The 19119-nt window shown below is 55.2% G+C and carries 15 protein-coding genes; 7 read left to right on the top strand and 8 right to left on the bottom strand.

Going from position 1 to position 19119, the window contains the following annotated elements:
* Positions 1–47: 47 nt before the first annotated feature.
* Entirely contained in the window at positions 48–560 is a 513-nt protein-coding gene (locus SC127_RS21120; RefSeq protein WP_243077993.1) for a GNAT family N-acetyltransferase, read from the bottom strand.
* A gap of 224 nt (positions 561–784) precedes the next feature.
* On the opposite strand from SC127_RS21120, the gene pqqU reads away from it, so the two are divergent.
* Positions 785–2914, top strand: coding sequence for a TonB-dependent receptor PqqU (gene pqqU / locus SC127_RS21115; protein ID WP_332627912.1), 2130 nt, complete (start codon positions 785–787; stop codon positions 2912–2914).
* Positions 2915–3033: 119 nt separating this feature from the next.
* Here the strand turns inward: pqqU and SC127_RS21110 are convergent, their stop codons facing one another.
* The 3 genes from SC127_RS21110 to SC127_RS21100 all read right to left on the bottom strand — a co-directional run bounded on the left by SC127_RS21110 (position 3034) and on the right by SC127_RS21100 (position 4661).
* Complete coding sequence (locus SC127_RS21110; RefSeq protein ID WP_243077995.1) at positions 3034–3591, bottom strand: isochorismatase family protein; 558 nt, start codon at positions 3589–3591, stop codon at positions 3034–3036.
* A 17-nt stretch (positions 3592–3608) separates the two neighbouring features.
* Positions 3609–4034, bottom strand: a complete 426-nt coding sequence (locus SC127_RS21105; protein WP_243077996.1) for a MarR family winged helix-turn-helix transcriptional regulator — start codon at positions 4032–4034, stop codon at positions 3609–3611.
* 81 nt (positions 4035–4115) lie between these two features.
* Positions 4116–4661 carry a helix-turn-helix domain-containing protein gene (locus SC127_RS21100; protein ID WP_243077997.1) on the bottom strand — a complete coding sequence of 182 codons (546 nt, stop codon included), beginning with the start codon at positions 4659–4661 and terminating at the stop codon, positions 4116–4118.
* Between the two features lie 107 nt (positions 4662–4768).
* On the opposite strand from SC127_RS21100, the gene SC127_RS21095 reads away from it, so the two are divergent.
* The 4 genes from SC127_RS21095 (at position 4769) to SC127_RS21080 (ending at position 12757) form a co-directional block, all read left to right on the top strand.
* Positions 4769–5938, top strand: coding sequence for a benzoate/H(+) symporter BenE family transporter (locus tag SC127_RS21095; RefSeq protein WP_243077998.1), 1170 nt, complete (start codon positions 4769–4771; stop codon positions 5936–5938).
* Between the two features lie 161 nt (positions 5939–6099).
* Positions 6100–7419, top strand: coding sequence for an SrfA family protein (locus tag SC127_RS21090; RefSeq protein ID WP_332627908.1), 1320 nt, complete (start codon positions 6100–6102; stop codon positions 7417–7419).
* Between the two features lie 2 nt (positions 7420–7421).
* The gene (locus tag SC127_RS21085; protein ID WP_243078000.1) at positions 7422–10385 is read left to right on the top strand and encodes a virulence factor SrfB; all 2964 of its coding nucleotides are present in this window, start codon (positions 7422–7424) and stop codon (positions 10383–10385) included.
* Entirely contained in the window at positions 10382–12757 is a 2376-nt protein-coding gene (locus tag SC127_RS21080) for a virulence factor SrfC family protein (protein ID WP_332627905.1), read from the top strand. Before SC127_RS21085 ends, SC127_RS21080 begins: the two co-directional genes overlap by 4 nt.
* Here the strand turns inward: SC127_RS21080 and SC127_RS21075 are convergent.
* From SC127_RS21075 to SC127_RS21065, 3 genes are all read right to left on the bottom strand, one after another.
* On the bottom strand, positions 12754–13023 hold the full coding sequence (locus SC127_RS21075; RefSeq protein WP_243078002.1) for a barstar family protein: 270 nt from the start codon (positions 13021–13023) through the stop codon (positions 12754–12756). The genes SC127_RS21080 and SC127_RS21075 overlap by 4 nt on opposite strands.
* Positions 13024–13025: 2 nt before the next feature.
* Entirely contained in the window at positions 13026–13460 is a 435-nt protein-coding gene (locus SC127_RS21070) for a ribonuclease domain-containing protein (protein ID WP_243078003.1), read from the bottom strand.
* 85 nt (positions 13461–13545) lie between these two features.
* On the bottom strand, positions 13546–13887 hold the full coding sequence (locus SC127_RS21065) for a helix-turn-helix domain-containing protein (protein WP_215846874.1): 342 nt from the start codon (positions 13885–13887) through the stop codon (positions 13546–13548).
* A gap of 302 nt (positions 13888–14189) precedes the next feature.
* Between SC127_RS21065 and SC127_RS21060 the strand changes: the two genes are divergently transcribed.
* Together SC127_RS21060 and oqxB are read left to right on the top strand one after the other, a co-directional pair.
* Positions 14190–15350: an efflux RND transporter periplasmic adaptor subunit gene (locus SC127_RS21060; protein WP_215846875.1), complete on the top strand. Its 1161-nt coding sequence runs from the start codon at positions 14190–14192 to the stop codon at positions 15348–15350.
* A 12-nt stretch (positions 15351–15362) separates the two neighbouring features.
* Entirely contained in the window at positions 15363–18515 is a 3153-nt protein-coding gene (gene oqxB / locus SC127_RS21055) for a multidrug efflux RND transporter permease subunit OqxB (protein WP_332627901.1), read from the top strand.
* A 109-nt stretch (positions 18516–18624) separates the two neighbouring features.
* On the opposite strand, the gene SC127_RS21050 is transcribed toward oqxB, so the two are convergent.
* Positions 18625–19113, bottom strand: a complete 489-nt coding sequence (locus SC127_RS21050; protein ID WP_215846876.1) for an RrF2 family transcriptional regulator — start codon at positions 19111–19113, stop codon at positions 18625–18627.
* Positions 19114–19119: the final 6 nt, after the last annotated feature.

The raw sequence follows: 19119 nt of genomic DNA, 5'->3' as shown, positions 1-19119 counted from the left end.
ATTCCCTCTTAAGGTTAAATTTGGCGAACCTGTGCAACAGAACAGATTCAGGATAAATCGAGACTTAAAATCTGTACCCGGCTTTGCTGTGTGGGGCTGCGAAACAGCACTTCGTGGGTTTGCATCATACCCTGACGCGTATAAAAGCGACGTGCCGCACTATTCTGTTCGAGCACTTCCAACCACAGCAGCGGCTGACGTAATTCACGCCCTTTGGCGCAAATTTCATTAAATACACGCTGCCCCACGCCTTGCCCGGTGATGTCTGGCAGCAGATAAAACTTATGCAGGCACAGTCCGCTGAGTTCGCTGCCTGGCCGCCGCTGATCGGTGCCAATTTGCACCACGCCACAGGGCGAATCCTGCATCAGTAAATACCACTGACTGCCGCTGCCATGCAGGCTACGACGCAAGCTGGCGGGTGAAAAGACGCTGTCGATGAAGTCATCGCACTCTTTGGCGTTATGCCATAACGCCGCAAAATGGTGGCGATAGCTTGTTTCGCCAATCTGGCTCAGCAGCGCAATCTCTGACTCGCTGGCGCGGTACAGCAGTTCCATGCCGGTTTCCTTGCGTATAGCCCTGAAAAGCAAAACATTCAGACTGGCGGCAATCGATCAAAAAATCCAGCCTAAATACGTAACAGCATTGAACATTTTCAGCCATAGGTTTTCGCTAAGCAGCGCTTTATCATTTACGCTTTTAAAAGATGCAACAAAACCCTTAACATATGCACACAATGTTCCAGCTGGTTCATTCCTCTTTTTTTGTAGGCTTCTAATAAATGAAAATAGCGTTACTTCGTCAGGCGCACCTTCCGCTGTTGATGCTGCCTGCGGTGTTCCCTCTGCCGTTACTGGCTGCGGATGAGAGCAGTAATACTCTGGTTGTCAGTGCGGCTCCAGGACCTTCAGGGCTTTCTGAACTGGATACGCCCGCCGCCGTCAGCGTGGTGACAGGTGATGACATGCGTCAGGCCGCACCTCGCGTTAACTTGTCAGAAAATTTAACCAGCGTGCCGGGTTTGCAGATCCAAAACAGGCAAAACTATGCGCAAGATTTACAGTTGTCGGTGCGCGGATTTGGTTCACGTTCGACGTACGGCGTGCGCGGAATACGTATCTATGTGGATGGCATCCCCGCCACCATGCCAGATGGTCAGGGTCAAACCTCAAACATTGATATTGGATCGATTGATCACGTAGAAGTGCTGCGCGGGCCATTTTCAGCGTTGTATGGCAACGCGTCTGGCGGCGTGATTAACGTTGATACCCAAACCGGACAGCAACCCACCACGCTTGAAGCGGGAACCTGGTACGGCAGCTACGGCAGCTGGCGCAACAGCGTGAAAGCCAGCGGCGCAACCGGCGATGGCACGCACGCAGGCGACGTAAATTACACCGTTTCAGCCTCACGCTTTACCACTCACGGATACCGCGATCACAGCTCGGCACAGAAAAACCTTGGCAACGCCAAACTGGGTGTGCGCATTGATGATGTCAGCACGTTGACGCTGCTGTTCAACAGCGTGCACATTGATGCGCAAGATCCGGGCGGATTAACGCCCGATCAGTGGCGCGATAATCCGCGTCAGGTGGTGAGCAACGTGTCGCTGTATGACACGCGTAAAACGGTGGATCAGACGCAAGGCGGGCTGCACTATCAGCGTCAGATGAGTGAAAACGACGATCTCAGCATCATGATGTATGCGGGCATGCGGGAAACCACACAATTCCAGTCTATTCCTGCCAGCGTTCAGAGCAATCCTGCTCATCCCGGCGGCGTGATTTCACTGACGCGTCATTATCAAGGTGTTGATACACGCTGGACGCACCGCGACGCGCTGTTCTCAATTCCCGTGACGCTAACCGGCGGCCTCGATTATGAAACCATGACCGAGCGGCGCAAAGGCTTCGAAAACTACACTATCAACAACGGCGTTTATGATTACGGTAGCCAGGGCAATTTGCGTCGTAATGAACGCAACCTGATGTGGAACCTTGATCCTTATCTGCAAACGACGTGGCAATTCACTAACAAGCTCTCGCTGGACGCTGGCGTGCGCTTCAGTACCGTTAATTTCGACTCTAACGACAACTACGTCACCGCAGGTAATGGCGATGACAGCGGCGATGCGCGTTACCACAAATGGCTGCCTGCGGCGTCGTTGAAATATGCGTTTGACGACAGCTGGAATGCCTATCTTTCTGCGGGCCGCGGCTTTGAAACGCCCACCATCAACGAACTTTCTTATCGCTCGGATGGTCAGTCGGGGCTGAACCTTGGCCTGAAACCAGCCACCAGCGACACCCTCGAGTTAGGCACCAAGAAGCGTATCGGCAATGGCTTGATTACCGCCGCCGTGTTCCAGACGGATACGCAGGATGAGATTGTGGCAGACACCAGCAGCGGCGGGCGCACCACCTATAAAAATGCCGGGGAAACCCGTCGTCGCGGATTGGAACTGGGCCTGGATCAGCAGTTCGCTTACGACTGGCGTGTGAAGATGGCTTACACCCTACTGGATGCACGCTATCGCACCAACGCCTGTGGCGATGAGAGCTGCGACGGTAATCGCATTCCCGGCATTGCGCGTAATATGGCCTACGCCGGTCTGGAATACGCGCCAGAGCAAGGCTTCTATGCAGGTGCTGAGATGCGTTACATGAGCAATATTGCCGCTGACGATGAAGGGGATGTGAAAGCGCCGTCTTATACCGTCACGTCAATAAACAGTGGCTACAAATGGCTGGTGCAAAACTGGACGCTGGATCTGTTTGGCCGTGCCGATAACCTGTTTGATCGTCACTACGTCGGTTCGGTGATCGTCAATGAAAGCAACGGTCGTTATTTCGAATCTGCACCGGGCCGTAATTACAGCGTCGGCCTGAATGTCAGTTACGCGTTTCAGTAAAAATCTTCAGTGAACATGCCTCGACATACGGATTATGCGAGGCACAAATTCTGCGAAGTTGTCAAAAGTTTCCAGGGAATGAGTGTGCTGCTCAATCCCTGGAACAATCCCTCTACTGATTACAAGGCGCTGACCTGCGCCAGCACATCCTGAGTACTGCCCGTTTCACCCAGACGTGGGAAGATCAGTTTTACGCTATTGGTATGGGTATCTGCATTGAGATCGGTCATGGCATCCACCGCCAACGTGACGTTGTAACCTAACTCATACGCCTGACGCGCCGTTGACTCCACACCAATGCTGGTGGCAATGCCGCAAATCACAACCTGCGTCACGCCACGCTTTTGCAGCTCTTCATGCAGCGGCGTGTTGTTGAATGCGCCCCAGCTGTGTTTGGTGATGGTGATATCTTCCTGCTGCGGCGTCATTTCCGGGACCAGTGTGGCCCAATCAGCCGGGAGCTCACCGCTGTGACCGCCTTGCTCGTTGCGGCCTGGCGCACCGCCCGCCACGTTTACCAAAACCACCGGCAAATCTTTGGCGTGAAACGCATCTTTAAGCTGCGCGCACAGGTCAATGATCGGTTGTGGTTCATGTACCACCGGCAATGCGACGATGCCATGCTGCAGGTCGATAACGATCAGCGCGGTTTTTGCATCAAGTGTGGTTACAGCCATGTTGAGTCCTCTCAGGATTAATTGTCAGCGAGTCGTTGCAGTAAGGGAATGGCAAGCAGTAGCTGCTGCTGCTCAGCGGCTGAAAACCGGGTTTCAATACTCTTAATCAGCCAGTCATCACGTAAAGCGCGATTGGCGGCGATCAGTTCCCGGCAGGCTTGCGTTGGTGTGTAGCGTGTTTTACGGCCATCTTGCGCATCCGGTTCGCCCTGTACCATCCCTGCTGACTGCAAGCTGGCGACGGTGGCACCCATAGATTGCGTACGCACCCCTTCTGCTGTAGCCAGTTCGGTAATGGTCATCGCGCCGTCCCGCACCAAATGTCCAAGAACCAGTATCTGCGACCAGCTCAGCTCGCCCGGCGGGGCTGATTCGCGTAATCGGCGACCTAGCTTACCTATTACGCTGCGCAGTTCCGCTGCGGAGACATCCCTATTGCTCATTGCCTGCTCCTTACTGTGAACGCATCACTCTACAAATACGAAGGTAAACTGTGTAGTTTACCTTCGTATCAAATTGTAAAATCAGGCGCGGGCTAAATAGTGAATCAGACTATGAAAACGCAGCGTCACTTTCAGCGGATTGCGGTAGCTGTGCGCCACATCGGCGGCAAACTGAAAGGCTTCTCCCGCCTGTAACCGCCGCCAAATACCCTCCAGGCTCAATAATAATTCCCCTTCCAGCACCACTACCTGCTCAATCACGCCCGTTTCGTGCGCCGAAGAATCGCTTTGTGCGCCGGGAGCGAGTTCAACCGCGAGCAGATCAAAACGAAGTTTAGCGTCGTAAGGCAGCAGTGGCCGCACAATCATCTGTGAATTGGGTTGGCTGAATGACGCTGTTTCGCCCTCTTGCAGCGTGCTGTCATGAATAAAGAAAGAAAAAGGAACGTTAAATCCGGTAGCAATTTTCCATAAGGTCGCCACCGTTGGGCTGGATTCGCCGCGTTCAATTTGGCCCAGCATCGCTTTGCTGACGCCCGTTCGCTCCGACGCTAAAGTCAGGCTCCAGCCATTGGCTTGTCTGAGCTGCTTCAGCGCATCACTGAGATGTTGATGCCAATTTTCCATACGTTCTCCTGCTTACAGGCTCCTGCTTGCTGAACGGCAGTGTACCACTTGTGCGTTATAGCGCATCATGCGAGGATGTGCGCTATAACGCACAAAGGATCTCAGCCATGTTCCGCGCCACTTCTGGTTTTACGTTACCGATGGTCGTTTCAGGTTTTGTCGCCGTGCTGGTGGGATACAGCAGCACCGGCGCGATTATTTATCAGGTCGCGCAAGCGGCGGGTGCCAGCCCAATGCAGATTGGTGGTTGGCTTTCGATGATTGGCATCGCCATGGGTATCGCTTCTCTGGGCCTTTCCCTGCTTTACCGCATGCCGATTCTCGCGGCCTGGTCGACACCGGGCGCGGCGCTGCTCGCCAGCAGTTTTCACGGCATTTCCATCAACGACGCGGTGGGCGTTTTTGTCTTTGCCAACGTGCTGATTGTGCTGTGCGGCGTGACGGGATTGTTCGCCAGGCTGATGAACTACATTCCACAATCGCTGGCTTCCGCGATGCTGGCGGGCATTTTATTGCGCTTTGGCCTGCAAACATTCGCCGACTTGCACACTGATTTCACCCTGTGCGGCAGCATGTGCCTGGCCTGGTTACTGGCGCGCCGCTGGCTGGCGCGTTACGCCATTTTGGTCACGCTGATGGTGGGCGTTGCGGTCGCCATGGCCCAAGGCGCGATCCATTTTCCTTCGCATTCGCCTGGCTTTGTTTTGCCCGATGCGGTCATGCCGCACTTTACGTTGACCACGCTGATTGGCATAGGTCTGCCCTATTTTCTGGTCACGATGGCGTCGCAAAATGCGCCCGGTATCGCCACATTGCAGGCGCACGGCTATACCCCGCCGGTATCCGCGCTAATGAGCTGGACGGGATTGATCGCCTTGATCATGTCGCCATTTGGCGGGTTTTCGGTGTGCGTGGCAGCCATCACAGCGGCGATCTGCATGGGCGAAGAGGTTGACCCCAATCCACGTCGCCGCTGGTTAGCCTCAGCCATTGCCGGCCTGTTTTACCTGCTGGCGGGTTTTTCGGGTGCGTTGATTGGCGTGCTGTTCAGCGCATTGCCGGCGGTGCTGATTCAGGCGCTGGCGGGTCTGGCGCTGTTGGCAACGCTCGGCGGCAGCTTGCAGCGCGCGCTGGAGCACTCTAGCGAGCGTGATAGCGCGTTGATCACCTTTCTGATTACCGCATCGGGCGTGTCGCTACTGGGCATCGGCGCCGCTTTTTGGGGGCTGGTCGGCGGCGTAGCAGCGCATCTGCTGTTGAGCAAAAAATCGGTTTGATCGTCCTGCGTGCTGCTGCTTTTTCCGGCAGCGCGTGAAAAAACCACGCATTTATCCCCTTTATCTGCCGTTTGATTTGCCATTGCCCCGCGTAAAATTACCGTAATCGCCGATAACTCGCGATTTTCTGCCTCAGACAACGACCGATAAGGGCCCAACAGGTGGCAAAAACTTTTCTGCGCAGCGGTAATCTTGATGCGGTGCTGGCCTTAGGTGAAAACGGCCAGCCGGTCTACGCCTCTGCACTGCAAATTCGTGAAACCCTGCGCCTGCGCCGTCAAAGCGCGCTGGCAAACTGCCTTGCTATTCCCCAAGCCAACGAGCGCGGCGATCGCCTCGACTGGTATGCGCCCTTTTCCGGCAAGGTAAAATCCTGGCTGGGTGCCAGCGATCACGAACGCCGCCAAGCGCTGCAGCAGCTTACTGCTTATCAGCAGGATATGAACGATCTCAGTGTACGCGCGCGCGCAGCGGAAAATCCTGCCATGCGCCTGTTTGGCGCGCTGTTAAGCAAGACCTTGCAGTTTCCCGATCAGCAATACGTTTATCTGGTGGATGGCAAACCGGTTATCACCTTTTGGGGCTTCGTTGATGCTCAGGAACGCAGTCGCGATGACGCGCTGGCCTGTTTGCGTGACAGCCTGGAAGTGACCTTACCAAAATTAGTGATCGACCCGCAGCCCGAGCCAGTTGTCGCACCGGTTATCGAACCCATTATTGAAAATGTCGCGCCAGAATCGGTTGTCGAGTCGGTTGAACCTGAGCCGGTTATGGCACCTGAGCCAGCACCAGCAGCACGCCGTGCCGGTTTCCGTGTCTGGTATTTGTTGCCGCCTGTCGCGATTGCCGCTGCGGTAGCCATGGCAGTGGTGCTGCACACTTCACAGCCTGATACGCCAGCGACGGCTGAGCGTAAACCCGCCGCGCCAGCCCAGCCCGTCACAGCAAGTGTGAGTAAACCGCCTGCGGTACTGGTTTCTGCCGAAAAATTAGCGAATACGCTGCCGCAAACCCCAGCAAGCGTGGTTGCATCGGTTGCCACTGAAAGCGCTGCGCCGTCTGCTACCCTTTCCAGTGTGGTGACGCCTGCGGTGCCAGCAAAACCGGACGATCTGGTGGTGACACCCGATGCAGTACGTGATGGTTTGGTGCGCGTGATTGATGGTCGCTGGCGCGTCAGTATTGAGCAGATCAAAACGCCGACCGGTAAGCAGCCCGAGATGCGCTTTCAGTTCAACAACGGCAAAGGCAGTGTGCAGATTGCACAAGGCAACACCCGCTGCAAAGCTGACGTCAGCGCCGCCATGACCAGCGCCGGTAATCTGGTGATTGAAAGTCGTTATACCGCAAGATGCAGCGATAACTCTCGCTACCGCATGCCGCTTTTGGTGTGCCATGCCAACATTGGCGCGGCAGTTTGCGAAGCGCAATATGGCAATGACAACGTATTCCCAATGACGATTAAGCGTGAGAGTAAATAAACATGTTGGCTCCCCTGATCGATGACAAACAAAAAATTACGCTGATTGAAGACAGTGGCGTGCAGTTTCTCGACTTCGGCTTGCAGTTTTCAGCCACCCAGGCGCGCCGCCAGTTTGTGCGCCAGACCGCTAATGGCCCGCTGCTGCGCCTGAACGTTGACGGGAATGGCGGTAAATTTTTGCTTTATCCTGAAGATGGCGGCGCACCGGAAGTGGTGCGTCCTGAATCTGACATTGCGCTGGCTGATTCGCTGTCGCTGCTCGCCGCCTGCTGGTTGCCGCTGCCGATGTTGCGCTGCGCCAGTGGACGCCGTTTTATTGGTGGACCCGAAAACTGGGCGCGCATGCGTCTGGTCGCGCTGGATAAACCGGATGCTGCAGGCAATACCCATCGCGTTAGCCTGGCTTTTGACACCCGCTGCGTCGCCAATGACGAGGGTGGCGAGCAGTTGGGCCTCTCTCCCGCAGACGCACAAAACGGCGTGACCTTTGCGCTGGCCTGGCACAATTACGAGCTGGGTGAGTTTCTTGACAACACTTGGGTTGACGGTTGGCTGCGTGAAGCCTTTACCGATCGCGTGCAGGATCGTCGTGAACAAGCGATCAATCAGGCGCTGCGCGAATTTGAATATCAGGCGCACTACCTGAATTTGCTGGAGCTGCTCGGTGAGCAACTCACTCTCAGCGATATTCATATTCAGGCCGCTTCACTGCAAACGCCCGCCGTAAACGTCGATATCATTCTTGATGTCGGTAATTCGCATACCTGCGGCATTCTGGTTGAAGATCATCCCGAAGAAACTAACGGTTTAAAACAAACCTACGAACTGCAACTGCGCGATCTGTCACAGCCGCATCAGGTTTATAACGAGCTGTTCGATAGCCGCCTGGAGTTCGCCGAAGCGCGTTTCGGCAAGGCCAGTTTCTCGCTGGAAAGCGGGCGCGAATCTGCGTTTATGTGGCCGTCACTCACCCGTGTCGGTCGCGAAGCGAGCCGTCTTGCGCTGCAACGCGCCGGGCTGGAAGGCAGCACCGGTTTATCCAGTCCACGCCGCTATTTGTGGGATGAAGCACGCTATCAGCCAGGCTGGCGTTTCAACCAGCAAGGGTTGCAAGTGGAACCGCTGGCCTGCGCCGCCCCTTTCACTACGTTGGTTAATGATGAAGGCCAGCCGCTGCATGCGCTGCCGATTGACGATCGCTTGCCGGTGTTCTCTGCCCATTACAGCCGCAGTTCGCTGATGACCTTTATGCTGTGCGAACTGTTAGCGCAGGCCATGATGCAAATGAACAGCGCCGCACAGCGTCAACGCATGCCGCAAAGCCACGCCCCGCGCCAGTTACGTCATGTGATTCTGACGCTGCCTTCGGCGATGCCAAAACCGGAGCGTGAAATTTTCCGTCGCCGTATGCAGGAAGCGATTGCGCTGGTGTGGAAAGCGGAAGGCTGGCACGACGCTGATGCTGACTTTACGCCAGAAAGCCAGGCACAAAGCCGCAAGCCGGTACCCGACGTGCAGATGGAGTGGGATGAAGCCACCTGCGGCCAGATGGTGTGGCTGTTTAATGAAACTCAGGTCAATTTTGCTGGTCGCGCCGAAGATTTCTTCAGCAGCATGGCGCGTCCCGATCGCCCGCGTGAAACCGATGAGCTGCCCGGTAAAAGCCTGCGCATCGCCTCCATCGATATTGGCGGCGGCACCACCGATTTAGCCATTACCCAATATCGCCTTGATGATGGTCAGGGCAACAACGTTAAGATCACGCCGCGCCTGCTGTTCCGCGAAGGATTTAAAGTGGCGGGCGACGATATTCTGCTGGATGTGATTCAGCTGTGGATCCTGCCTGCCCTGCAAAATGGCCTGCAAAAAGCGGGACTGACGCTGGCTGAACCGCTGATCAACAAGCTGTTTGGTCATGACAGCCGCATGGATGGACAAGCTACGCTGCGCCAACAGGCCACGCTGCAACTGTTTATTCCTCTGGCGCAGGCCGTGTTAGAGCGTTACGAAAACTGGGATCCGCTGGAGAGTCACGCTGAGATTAATGCGCTGTTTGGCGAGCTGGTTGAACAGCGTCCGAGCGATGCCGTTCTCTCGTTTGTGAACGGTGAAATTCAGCGCGAACTGGGTGGCAACAGCCGCTTTGATCTGCTTGATGTGCCGCTGGTGGTGAGCATGGCGCAGCTGCACGCCGAGTTTATGCAGCACCGCATGGCGATTATTCCTGCGCTGCGTTCAATGTGTGAAGTGGTGTCGCTGTATCAATGCGATGTGTTGCTGCTAACCGGTCGGCCGTCGCGTTTCCCGGGTATTCAGGCGCTGGTACGCCACTTACAGCCGCTGCCGGGCAGCCGTATTTTGTCGCTGGAAGGCTATCACACCAGCGACTGGTATCCGTTTAACAAACTGGGCCGCATCGATAACCCAAAATCCACCGCGGCCGTGGGTGCCATGCTCTGCTTGCTGGCGCTGGATCTGCGTCTTAGCAGCTTCTGGTTCCGCGCGGGCGATTTCGAACCTTACTCCACCATTCGGTATCTGGGCATGCTGGATGAAAACCAGGCGCTGACCGATGAGAATCTTTGCTACAGCGAGATCGATCTCGATGACAGTAGTTTCGCGCTGGATCGTAAAAGCAGCTTCCGCATTCGCGGTAACGTCTGCCTTGGCTTCCGTCAGCTGGATAACGATCGCTGGCCTGCTTCACCGCTGTATAGCCTGACGCTGAATGATGCCGCGCTGGCGCGTAAAGTCGCCGGTGAAAGCGTATTGCGCGTGAAGTTAGCGGTTAAGCCTGGCCCGGATGCGCAAGGCCCGGAAAATCTGGTGCTGAGTGATGCGCGTCTTGACGACGGCACGCGGGTGCCGCTCGATCAGTTGAGCCTCAAACTGAATACGCTTTCAGCGACCGGCAACGCCAATGCGCAATATTGGATCGACAGCGGGAGCGTGTGTAAACGATGAAATCTTTAAAAACGCGCCAGCCGCAGACGCTGGCAAAACGTCTTAGCCTGTTGCAGGACGCCCTGAATGCCAGCCTTGACTGGATTGATACTACCCGTGCGCAGTCGCCGCGTCTGGCGCTGGAAGCGGAAACGCTGACACGACAACTGCGACAGGCGCGCGTGCAAACCCATGCATTGGCCCAACAGGTTGCGCGTCCAGTGACGCTGGCGCTGTTTGGTCAATCTCAGGCGGGTAAAGCCTGGCTGTTGAGCGAGATGGTCGCCGATGCCCAAGGCCAATTGGTGACGCGTCTGAGCGACAAATCGCTGAACTACTTTCAACACATCAATCCCGATAACCTTGATTATGCGACCGCCACGCGTTTCAGCCACCAGCGCGAACCGCTGTCGGGTGAATGGCCAGTGGAATTAACGCTGCTGAGCGAAGCGGAAATTCTACGTCTGGCGATTGCCTGCGGTGGCGGCGTAACGCAACCTAATATTGCGCAGATTGACAGCGTGATGCAGCGCCTGCAGCGTCATCGCCTGACCACGCCGCTGGCTGGGCTGGAAAGTGATGCGCTAGTGACATTGTGGTCATGGTGTCGCCGCCATCATTTTTATGATGCCTTGCTGGATCGTCATTTCTGGCCACAGGCGGTAGAACTGGCGCCGTGGCTCAGCGTGGATGACCGCGTACAGCTCTTTTCTTTGCTGTGGCCAGCTGAACCGCAACTGAATGAGTGGCTACGCGGCCTGCTGCATTTGCGTCATCAACTGCGCAACAGCAGTCGCGTGCTGGCCCCGCTGAGCCTGCTGACGGACGAGGCTTCATTGCCAGCCGAACAGTTGATCGTCCCGGCCAGCGAGCAGGATCAGCAACGACTCATTGATGTTTGCCCATTAAATGGCAATCGCATCGGCAAACCGCAAAGCGTACCGCTGGGTCAACTGGCGCTGCTGACGCTGGAAGTGCTGATTCCGCTGAGTTCTACGCCGCGTACCGCGCTCTACGATGACGCCGATATGCTGGAATTGCCTGCGCCAGGCGTGCCGGCTGACCGCGCTTCGGCGGAAGAGCTTCAGCGTTTACAGCAGCAAGATCCGCTGCGGGCGCGCCTGCTGGAACAGAAACGCGCCCTGCTGCCCGGCTTTTACGCCACGCGTCAGAGTATCGATCTGTTACTGGTCTGCACTGCGGCCAGCCAGCGTCAGGATGCGGATATCGCCAGCAAGGCGCTACGCGAATGGCAGCGTCATCAGCCGGTGAATGAAAGTGGCGAAAAGCCGCGTCTGATTTGGGCCATCACGCCTTATGACGCGCGCCATCAACAGATGAATGTAGATGAAGCGGTTCAGCGACAGATTGGTCAGCCGGGACAACGCTGGGGCTCGATGCTGGCGCTGGATCGCGCAGGTGTTGATCGCATGGCGGCCTGGTTGCAAGAAGAAATGCAGCCGGAAGCGCGCCGTGAGTTGCTGGTGACGCAGCTGGCGCAGATTCAACACACCGTGGTTGAGCGTCGTTTACAACCCTGGACCGAGGCAGAAGCCAGCCCAGAACAGGCAGCGCGTAAACAGAACATCGCCGATATTTTGTTGAAATGTTTGCAGCACCGCACCGGTTTGCACGGTGAATTGCTGGAGCGCTTGCAGCCGCCGCGTGAAGCGTTGCGTCAATTGTGGCTGAATCAATCTGCTGCGCCTAACGCCACCAGCCTGACGCCGCTCAATGCGGCTGAAAATCAGTTTGGTATTGGCTTTGAGTTTGATCTGTTCAGCAATGCAGAAGTCGAGCAGGCACCCGTGCAGCAGAGCAAAGCCAGCCAAAACACCCAGCAGTTTCCGCATCAGGTGTTCAGTTTATGGCTCGATCATTTACGTCAACTGCCGGAAAATCGCAGCCTGCTGGCGTTACTGAATATCGATAAAGCCACCATGGAATGGCTGGTAGAAGAGTTGATCACCGCGAGTTTCCGCGCTGAGATGACGCAGAAATTGCAGCAGGCGCTGCATGAATCCGATGCGCATACCGTGACGCATGAGTCGCGTGCCGATCGTCAAGTGACGCGCGCGATGACAGTGTTAGGGGATTTTGTTGCCTGGCTCGGCTTTTTGCAGCGACCCGAATCGGAGCGTCCAGCGAGTCGCGTGAATCGGGGGCAATCGATCTTCTCTCGCCCGCCTGCGCCCAGCGTTAGCTTCGGTGCCGGACAGCGTTTAACCCGTCTTTCGGTCGCGCCCGCCAATCATACCGCTTACTACATTTATGATTGGTTAGTGGGACTCAATACGGTGATCATTGAGAACAACGGTTACACCGGCGGCGGTGATTTACCCGTTGCCGCACGTGACGCGTTGATTGCATTGCTGAAACCGCTGCGCGCTTAATCGACGATCAGGCGCAGCTCGCCTTCCAGCGACTGCGCCGCTTCTTCCAGCAGCGCCAACACCGGCGCGAACGTATCATGGTGATGACGCTTATCGACATGGCGTAAATGAATCTCCGCTGGCAACGCCATCCCGCCCGTCAACCAATCCCACAACGCATCCAGATTATTGCCAAACGGAAACGGGCAATGGCTTTGCTGCGCCAACTGATCATAAAACGCATCACGATCCGCCAACTGACGAAAATCAAAGCTCAGAATCAGCATGATTATGGCACCTGTTTGAAGCTGCGATAGTGATCGGTTGAGAGATAAACTAACCCATCTGAAGAGTAGACCAGGCGATCCGCTTCGCGGTGCCCACAACGATAATTCACGTCCGCTTCATACCACTGGCGATTCTGCCTTTGTGGCAGGCGCTTTTCACGATTCGAGAATCGGTCGCCACCAATCGCTTTTCCTGGCAAAACATCGCACAGATCGCCTTTGCTGGGATTCCAGCCGCGACGACGCGCTTCACTTTTGGTCAGATAATAGTCAGGTAATTGCTGGTTTTGCAGGATATAACGGGCAACGGTGCGCACATCAGTGAGCGCAGTGATATCACTGGCAGCAGGTGCAGAAGAAGAGGGTAAATAAGGTTTGAGGCCAACCCAGCAGGCGGCAAGGACCAAGAAAAGTCCAATCCAGAGTTTTTTCGACATAATGGCATCCGTGACAGCAGGATGCGGATCATAACAGTTTTAACGGCCAGAAACAGCGCGGGCCAGACAAGCTGGCCCCAGCGGCTTAGGCAGCGTGCGAATGCGCGCTATCACGTCGCCATGCTCCCGGTGCAACACCGTATTGACGTTTAAAACTGCGATTAAATGACTGCTGCGAATCGAAACCTAAAGAAATTGCGACGTTGAGAATCGGTTCGTTGGTGCTGGTCAGGCGATCTGCCGACTTTTTGAGTTTTTTCACCCGGATATATTCGCCCAGCGGATAACCGGTGTGCTCTTTAAACATACGCTGCAGATGCCACTTGGAATAACCTGCGCGCTCAGAAACCGTGTCCAAATCCAGACGTGCTTCAATGTTGTTATCAATCCAGTCGATTAGATCGTGAATAAAGGCATCGCTCATCATTCTATGTTCTCCCGTCGCGTTGACGAATGGTATCAGTATCAATTGCAGTTACACTTAAAGGGTGACTGACTATGCCAGTTAATGCAAGTTTTATTAGTACATTAAATGCCGCACAGCTTATAGGGTTTTTCTAACGCGATTCACACCTCAATAGGGCGCCTACCAAACCGCACATAAAGTGTATCAGATATTCTTGCAGTTGCGAGTTGCACAAGCCTACACTCCTCGTAATTAATTGCAATCGTCAAAGTTGCAAATATTGGCCTGCGGGCCGTTTTTTCCTTTTAGGCGGAATAACAATAATGAACAGACAAACGAAGTGGGTTCGTCAGGGTTCTACCCTTCTGGGGATGGTGCTGCTCATCAGCCAATTGAGCGGCTGCGATAACGGTGTGGCGCAAAACGCCCCGCCACCACCACCACAAGTGAGTGCAGCAGACGTGCTGATCAAACCGGTTAGCCAATGGGATAGCTTCACGGGGCGCGTTGAAGCGGTGCAAAGCGTGCAGCTGCGTCCGCGCGTCTCTGGTTATATCAATGAAGTGAATTACCGCGAAGGCGATGAAGTGAAAAAAGGCCAGGTACTTTTCACGATCGACGATCGCAGTTATCGCGCCGCGCTGGAGCAGGCAAAAGCGGAACTGGCGCGCTCGCGCAGTCAGGCCAGTTTGGCACGCAGCGAATCTGCGCGTACGGAGAAACTGATCGGAACGCAGGCGATTTCTCGCGAAGCGTGGGAACAGCGTCGTTCGGCCTCCAGCCAGGCGCAGGCTGATGTGTTAGCGGCTGAAGCCGCAGTGGATATGGCGCAGCTGAATCTCGACTTCACGCGCGTGACCGCGCCGATTGATGGCCGCGCCAGCCGCGCGATGATCACCTCCGGCAATTTAGTCAGCGCAGGCGACAGCGCCAGCGTGCTCACCACATTAGTTTCGCAAGAGAAAATGTACGTCTATTTCGAAGTCGATGAAGCGACCTTCCTGCATTATCAAGCGATGACGCGCCAGGGCCAACAGCGTAACGCGCTGCCGGTTGAGATTGGATTGGTGGACGAGCAAGGTTATCCGCATCAGGGCAAGATCGATTTCCTCGACAATCAATTAACCGCCAGCACCGGCACCATTCGTATGCGCGCCCTGCTCGACAACCCCCAGCGCCAGCTCACGCCAGGCCTTTATGCGCGCGTCCGTTTACCTGGCAGCGCGCAGTTTGATGCCCTGTTGATTGACGATAAAGCGGTATTAACCGATCAAGATCGCAAGTACGTTTACGTCGTTGATGGTCAGGGCAAAGCGCAACGCCGAGATATTCAAGCCGGCGCGATGGTTGACGGCTTACGTATTGTTAAGACGGGACTGCAATCGGGCGATCGGGTGATTGTTGATGGTCTGCAAAAAGTGTTTATGCCTGGCATGGCGGTGACTGCACAGCAAGTCGCCATGCGTGCGACAGCCGCTCACTAATTCGAGGCCGTTATGGACTTTTCCCGCTTTTTTATTGATCGGCCGATTTTTGCCGCCGTGCTGTCGATCCTGATTTTCGTGACCGGCGCTATTTCCATTCCGCTGTTACCGATCAGCGAATATCCCGATGTGGTGCCACCCAGCGTACAGGTTCGTGCTGAATATCCCGGCGCCAACCCCAAAGTAATTGCCGATTCAGTGGCCACGCCGCTTGAGGAAGCGATTAATGGCGTTGAGAACATGATGTACATGAAATCGGTTGCCGGCTCCGATGGCGTGCTGGTCACGACCGTGACTTTCCGCCCGGGCACCGATCCCGATCAGGCGCAGGTTCAGGTGCAGAACCGTGTGGCGCAGGCCGAAGCGCGCTTACCGGAAGATGTACGCCGCCTGGGTATCACGACACAGAAGCAGTCGCCGACGTTAACGTTGGTGGTGCACATGTTCTCGCCGAACAGCACCTACGATTCGCTCTATTTGCGCAACTACGCAACCTTAAAAGTGAAAGATGAGCTGGCGCGTCTGCCGGGCGTAGGCCAGATCCAGATTTTTGGTGCAGGCGAATATGCGATGCGCGTCTGGCTTGATCCCAACAAAGTGGCCGCTCGGGGCTTAACCGCTTCGGACGTGATTACCGCGATGCAGGAGCAGAATGTGCAGGTTTCTGCCGGTCAGCTTGGCGCGGAACCGTTGAAAAAACAAAGCGATTTTCTGTTGTCGATCAACACGCAAGGCCGACTGGAAAGCGAACAGCAATTTGGCGACATCATTCTGAAAACCTCAGATGAAGGTTCGCTGGTGCGACTGCGTGACGTAGCGCGCATCGAAATGGGTTCAGGCAGTTATGCCTTGCGTTCGCAGCTCAACAACAAAGATGCCGTCGGTATTGGTATCTTCCAGGCACCCGGCGCGAATGCCATTGATCTCTCAAATGCGGTACGTGCCAAAATGGATGAACTGGCCACCCGCTTCCCCAACGACGTGAAATGGGCTGCCCCCTACGATCCGACTGTATTCGTGCGGGACTCGATCAAAGCGGTGGTCAAAACGCTGCTGGAAGCGGTGGTGCTGGTGGTGCTGGTGGTGATTCTGTTCCTGCAAACCTGGCGTGCGTCGATCATCCCTTTGCTGGCGGTGCCGGTTTCAGTGGTCGGTACGTTTAGCGTGCTTTACCTGCTGGGTTTCTCCCTCAATACCTTGAGTCTGTTCGGGCTGGTTCTGGCGATAGGCATCGTGGTTGATGATGCGATTGTGGTCGTAGAGAACGTGGAACGAAATATTGAGATGGGATTGTCGCCCAAAGCGGCAGCGCATCAGGCGATGCGTGAAGTCTCTGGACCCATTATCGCTATTGCTTTGGTGCTGTGTGCGGTGTTTGTCCCGATGGCGTTTTTGTCGGGCGTGACCGGGCAATTCTATAAGCAGTTTGCGGTTACCATTGCGATTTCCACCGTGATCTCCGCCATTAACTCGCTCACGCTATCACCCGCACTGGCGGCCATGCTGTTGAAGGATCATCATGCGCCAAAAGATATGCCAACGCGCCTGATTGATCGCCTGTTTGGCTGGCTGTTCCGTCCCTTTAACCGATTTTTCCAGCGCAGTGCGCACGGTTATGAGTCGATGGTGGGCAAAACGTTGCGACGTCGCGGCGCGGTCTTTGCGGTATATGTGCTGTTGCTGGCGGGCGCGGGCTGGATGTTCCACAGCGTGCCGGGGGGATTCATTCCCACCCAGGATAAGTTGTACCTGATTGGCGGCGTGAAAATGCCAGAGGGTTCATCGCTGGCGCGCACCGATGCCGTGATTCGTAAAATGAGCGAAATCGGTATGCAAACCGAGGGCGTGGCGTATGCGGTGGCCTTCCCCGGCTTGAACGCGTTGCAGTTCACCAACACGCCCAACAGCGGCACGGTGTTCTTTGGTTTAAAACCGTTTGATCAACGCAAGCACAGCGCGGCGGAAATCAACGCAGAGATCAATGCGAAGATTGCCCAGATACAGCAAGGATTTGGCTTTTCGATTATGCCGCCACCGATTTTGGGTCTGGGGCAAGGATCGGGTTATTCGCTCTATGTGCAGGATCGCGCGGGTTTAGGCTACGGGGCACTGCAAACCGCAATTAATACGCTTTCCGGCGCGGTAATGCAGACGCCAGGGATGCAGTTCCCGATCTCATCTTACCAGGCAAATGTGCCGCAGCTGGATGTGAAAGTGGACCGCGATAAAGCCAAAGCGCAAGGTGTGTCGCTGACGGAGCTATTCAGCACGCTACAAACCTATTTAGGTTCATCCTATGTCAACGACTTCAACCGATTTGGCCGCACCTGGCGAGTCATGGCGCAAGCCGATGGCGATTTCCGTGACAGCGTAGAGGACATTTCCAACCTGCGTACCCGCAACGATCGCGGCGAAATGGTGCCGATTGGTAGCATGGTCAATATCACCACCAGTTACGGGCCCGATCCGGTGATTCGCTACAACGGCTATCCGGCGGCGGATTTGATTGGTGATGCCGATCCGCGGGTGCTTTCTTCGGCGCAGGCGATGGCGCAACTGGAAACGATGTCCGATCAGCTGTTACCAAATGGCATGAATATCGAATGGACCGATCTGAGTTATCAGCAATCCACACAAGGCAACACCGCATTGATTGTGTTCCCGGTTGCCGTTCTGCTGGCGTTTTTGGTGCTTGCCGCCCTTTACGAAAGCTGGACGTTACCGCTGGCGGTGATCCTGATTGTGCCAATTACCATGCTTTCGGCGCTGGTGGGCGTTTGGTTAACTGGCGGTGATAACAACGTGTTTGTTCAGGTTGGATTAGTGGTATTGATGGGGCTGGCGTGTAAGAACGCCATTCTGATTGTGGAGTTTGCCCGCGAACTGGAAATCCAGGGCAAAGGGATCGTGGAATCTGCGCTGGAGGCGTGTCGCCTGCGTTTACGCCCTATCGTGATGACATCGATTGCCTTTATTGCTGGCACCATTCCACTGATATTAGGCGAAGGTGCTGGAGCAGAAGTACGCGGTGTTACCGGGATTACCGTGTTCGCCGGGATGCTCGGCGTCACACTGTTTGGTTTGTTCCTGACGCCCGTATTTTATGTCACTCTGCGTAAATGGGTGACTCGTAAGGCACCGAAAGAAACGTTGCAACCGGCGTGATGTGAATAAAAAAGGCAATCTTCGGATTGCCTTTTTTTTGGAAAAAGATTGAGCGTCGTTTTTTAAAACAGGCTTAAAGCATGGAAACCCGGACAGAAAAAAAGCCGCATCAGCGGCTTTTCTTACAGAAGTCTTCGACCTCATCGGGTTCAGGCACAGCGGTACAGTTGCTGGTGTCGCGTTTCTTTAGCTCATTGAGCGCATCGGCGACGGTACGTTTAGCTAACACATCCAGCGACGCCTGCTCGGCTTCGTCTGCGATGGATTTGAAGTACCAGCAAAGGTTGGCGCTGACCAGACAACGTGGTGCGACATCAGGGCGCGATGCCCAGATTTTCTTGTCTTCAATCACAGAGACATAGATGTCACGTAGCGTGATGTCTGCAGCAGCACGCCCCAGATGAATCGAACCGGTTCTGCCTAACGTCGAGACGATAATACCGTCACGTGTTAAAGGAACCATCAGTTTGCGTATAAAGCTGGGATTGGCTTCAAGGCCATAAGCCAGAACTGCGCTGGTTGAGCGTTTTCCCATTTGCTCCGCCATCGCTACGCTAAGAACCATTTGCAAAGCTGTCGGGAAGCGGTAATCAAGCATTTCTTT

It is taken from the genome of Pantoea sp. T14 (assembly GCF_036663535.1).
Lineage (GTDB): Bacteria > Pseudomonadota > Gammaproteobacteria > Enterobacterales > Enterobacteriaceae > Pantoea > Pantoea phytostimulans.
This window is presented reverse-complemented; position numbering and strand designations above follow the sequence as displayed.

Coding starts and splice junctions, on each gene's coding strand:
- SC127_RS21120 (WP_243077993.1), bottom strand. CDS start 560: ATGGAACTGCTGTACCGCGCCAGCGAGTCAGAGATTGCGCTGCTGAGC.
- SC127_RS21060 (WP_215846875.1), top strand. CDS start 14,190: ATGAACAGACAAACGAAGTGGGTTCGTCAGGGTTCTACCCTTCTGGGG.
- SC127_RS21070 (WP_243078003.1), bottom strand. CDS start 13,460: ATGTCGAAAAAACTCTGGATTGGACTTTTCTTGGTCCTTGCCGCCTGC.
- SC127_RS21085 (WP_243078000.1), top strand. CDS start 7,422: ATGTTGGCTCCCCTGATCGATGACAAACAAAAAATTACGCTGATTGAA.
- SC127_RS21050 (WP_215846876.1), bottom strand. CDS start 19,113: ATGCTTGATTACCGCTTCCCGACAGCTTTGCAAATGGTTCTTAGCGTA.
- SC127_RS21080 (WP_332627905.1), top strand. CDS start 10,382: ATGAAATCTTTAAAAACGCGCCAGCCGCAGACGCTGGCAAAACGTCTT.
- SC127_RS21100 (WP_243077997.1), bottom strand. CDS start 4,661: ATGGAAAATTGGCATCAACATCTCAGTGATGCGCTGAAGCAGCTCAGA.
- SC127_RS21065 (WP_215846874.1), bottom strand. CDS start 13,887: ATGATGAGCGATGCCTTTATTCACGATCTAATCGACTGGATTGATAAC.
- pqqU (WP_332627912.1), top strand. CDS start 785: ATGAAAATAGCGTTACTTCGTCAGGCGCACCTTCCGCTGTTGATGCTG.
- SC127_RS21105 (WP_243077996.1), bottom strand. CDS start 4,034: ATGAGCAATAGGGATGTCTCCGCAGCGGAACTGCGCAGCGTAATAGGT.
- SC127_RS21095 (WP_243077998.1), top strand. CDS start 4,769: ATGTTCCGCGCCACTTCTGGTTTTACGTTACCGATGGTCGTTTCAGGT.
- SC127_RS21075 (WP_243078002.1), bottom strand. CDS start 13,023: ATGCTGATTCTGAGCTTTGATTTTCGTCAGTTGGCGGATCGTGATGCG.
- oqxB (WP_332627901.1), top strand. CDS start 15,363: ATGGACTTTTCCCGCTTTTTTATTGATCGGCCGATTTTTGCCGCCGTG.
- SC127_RS21110 (WP_243077995.1), bottom strand. CDS start 3,591: ATGGCTGTAACCACACTTGATGCAAAAACCGCGCTGATCGTTATCGAC.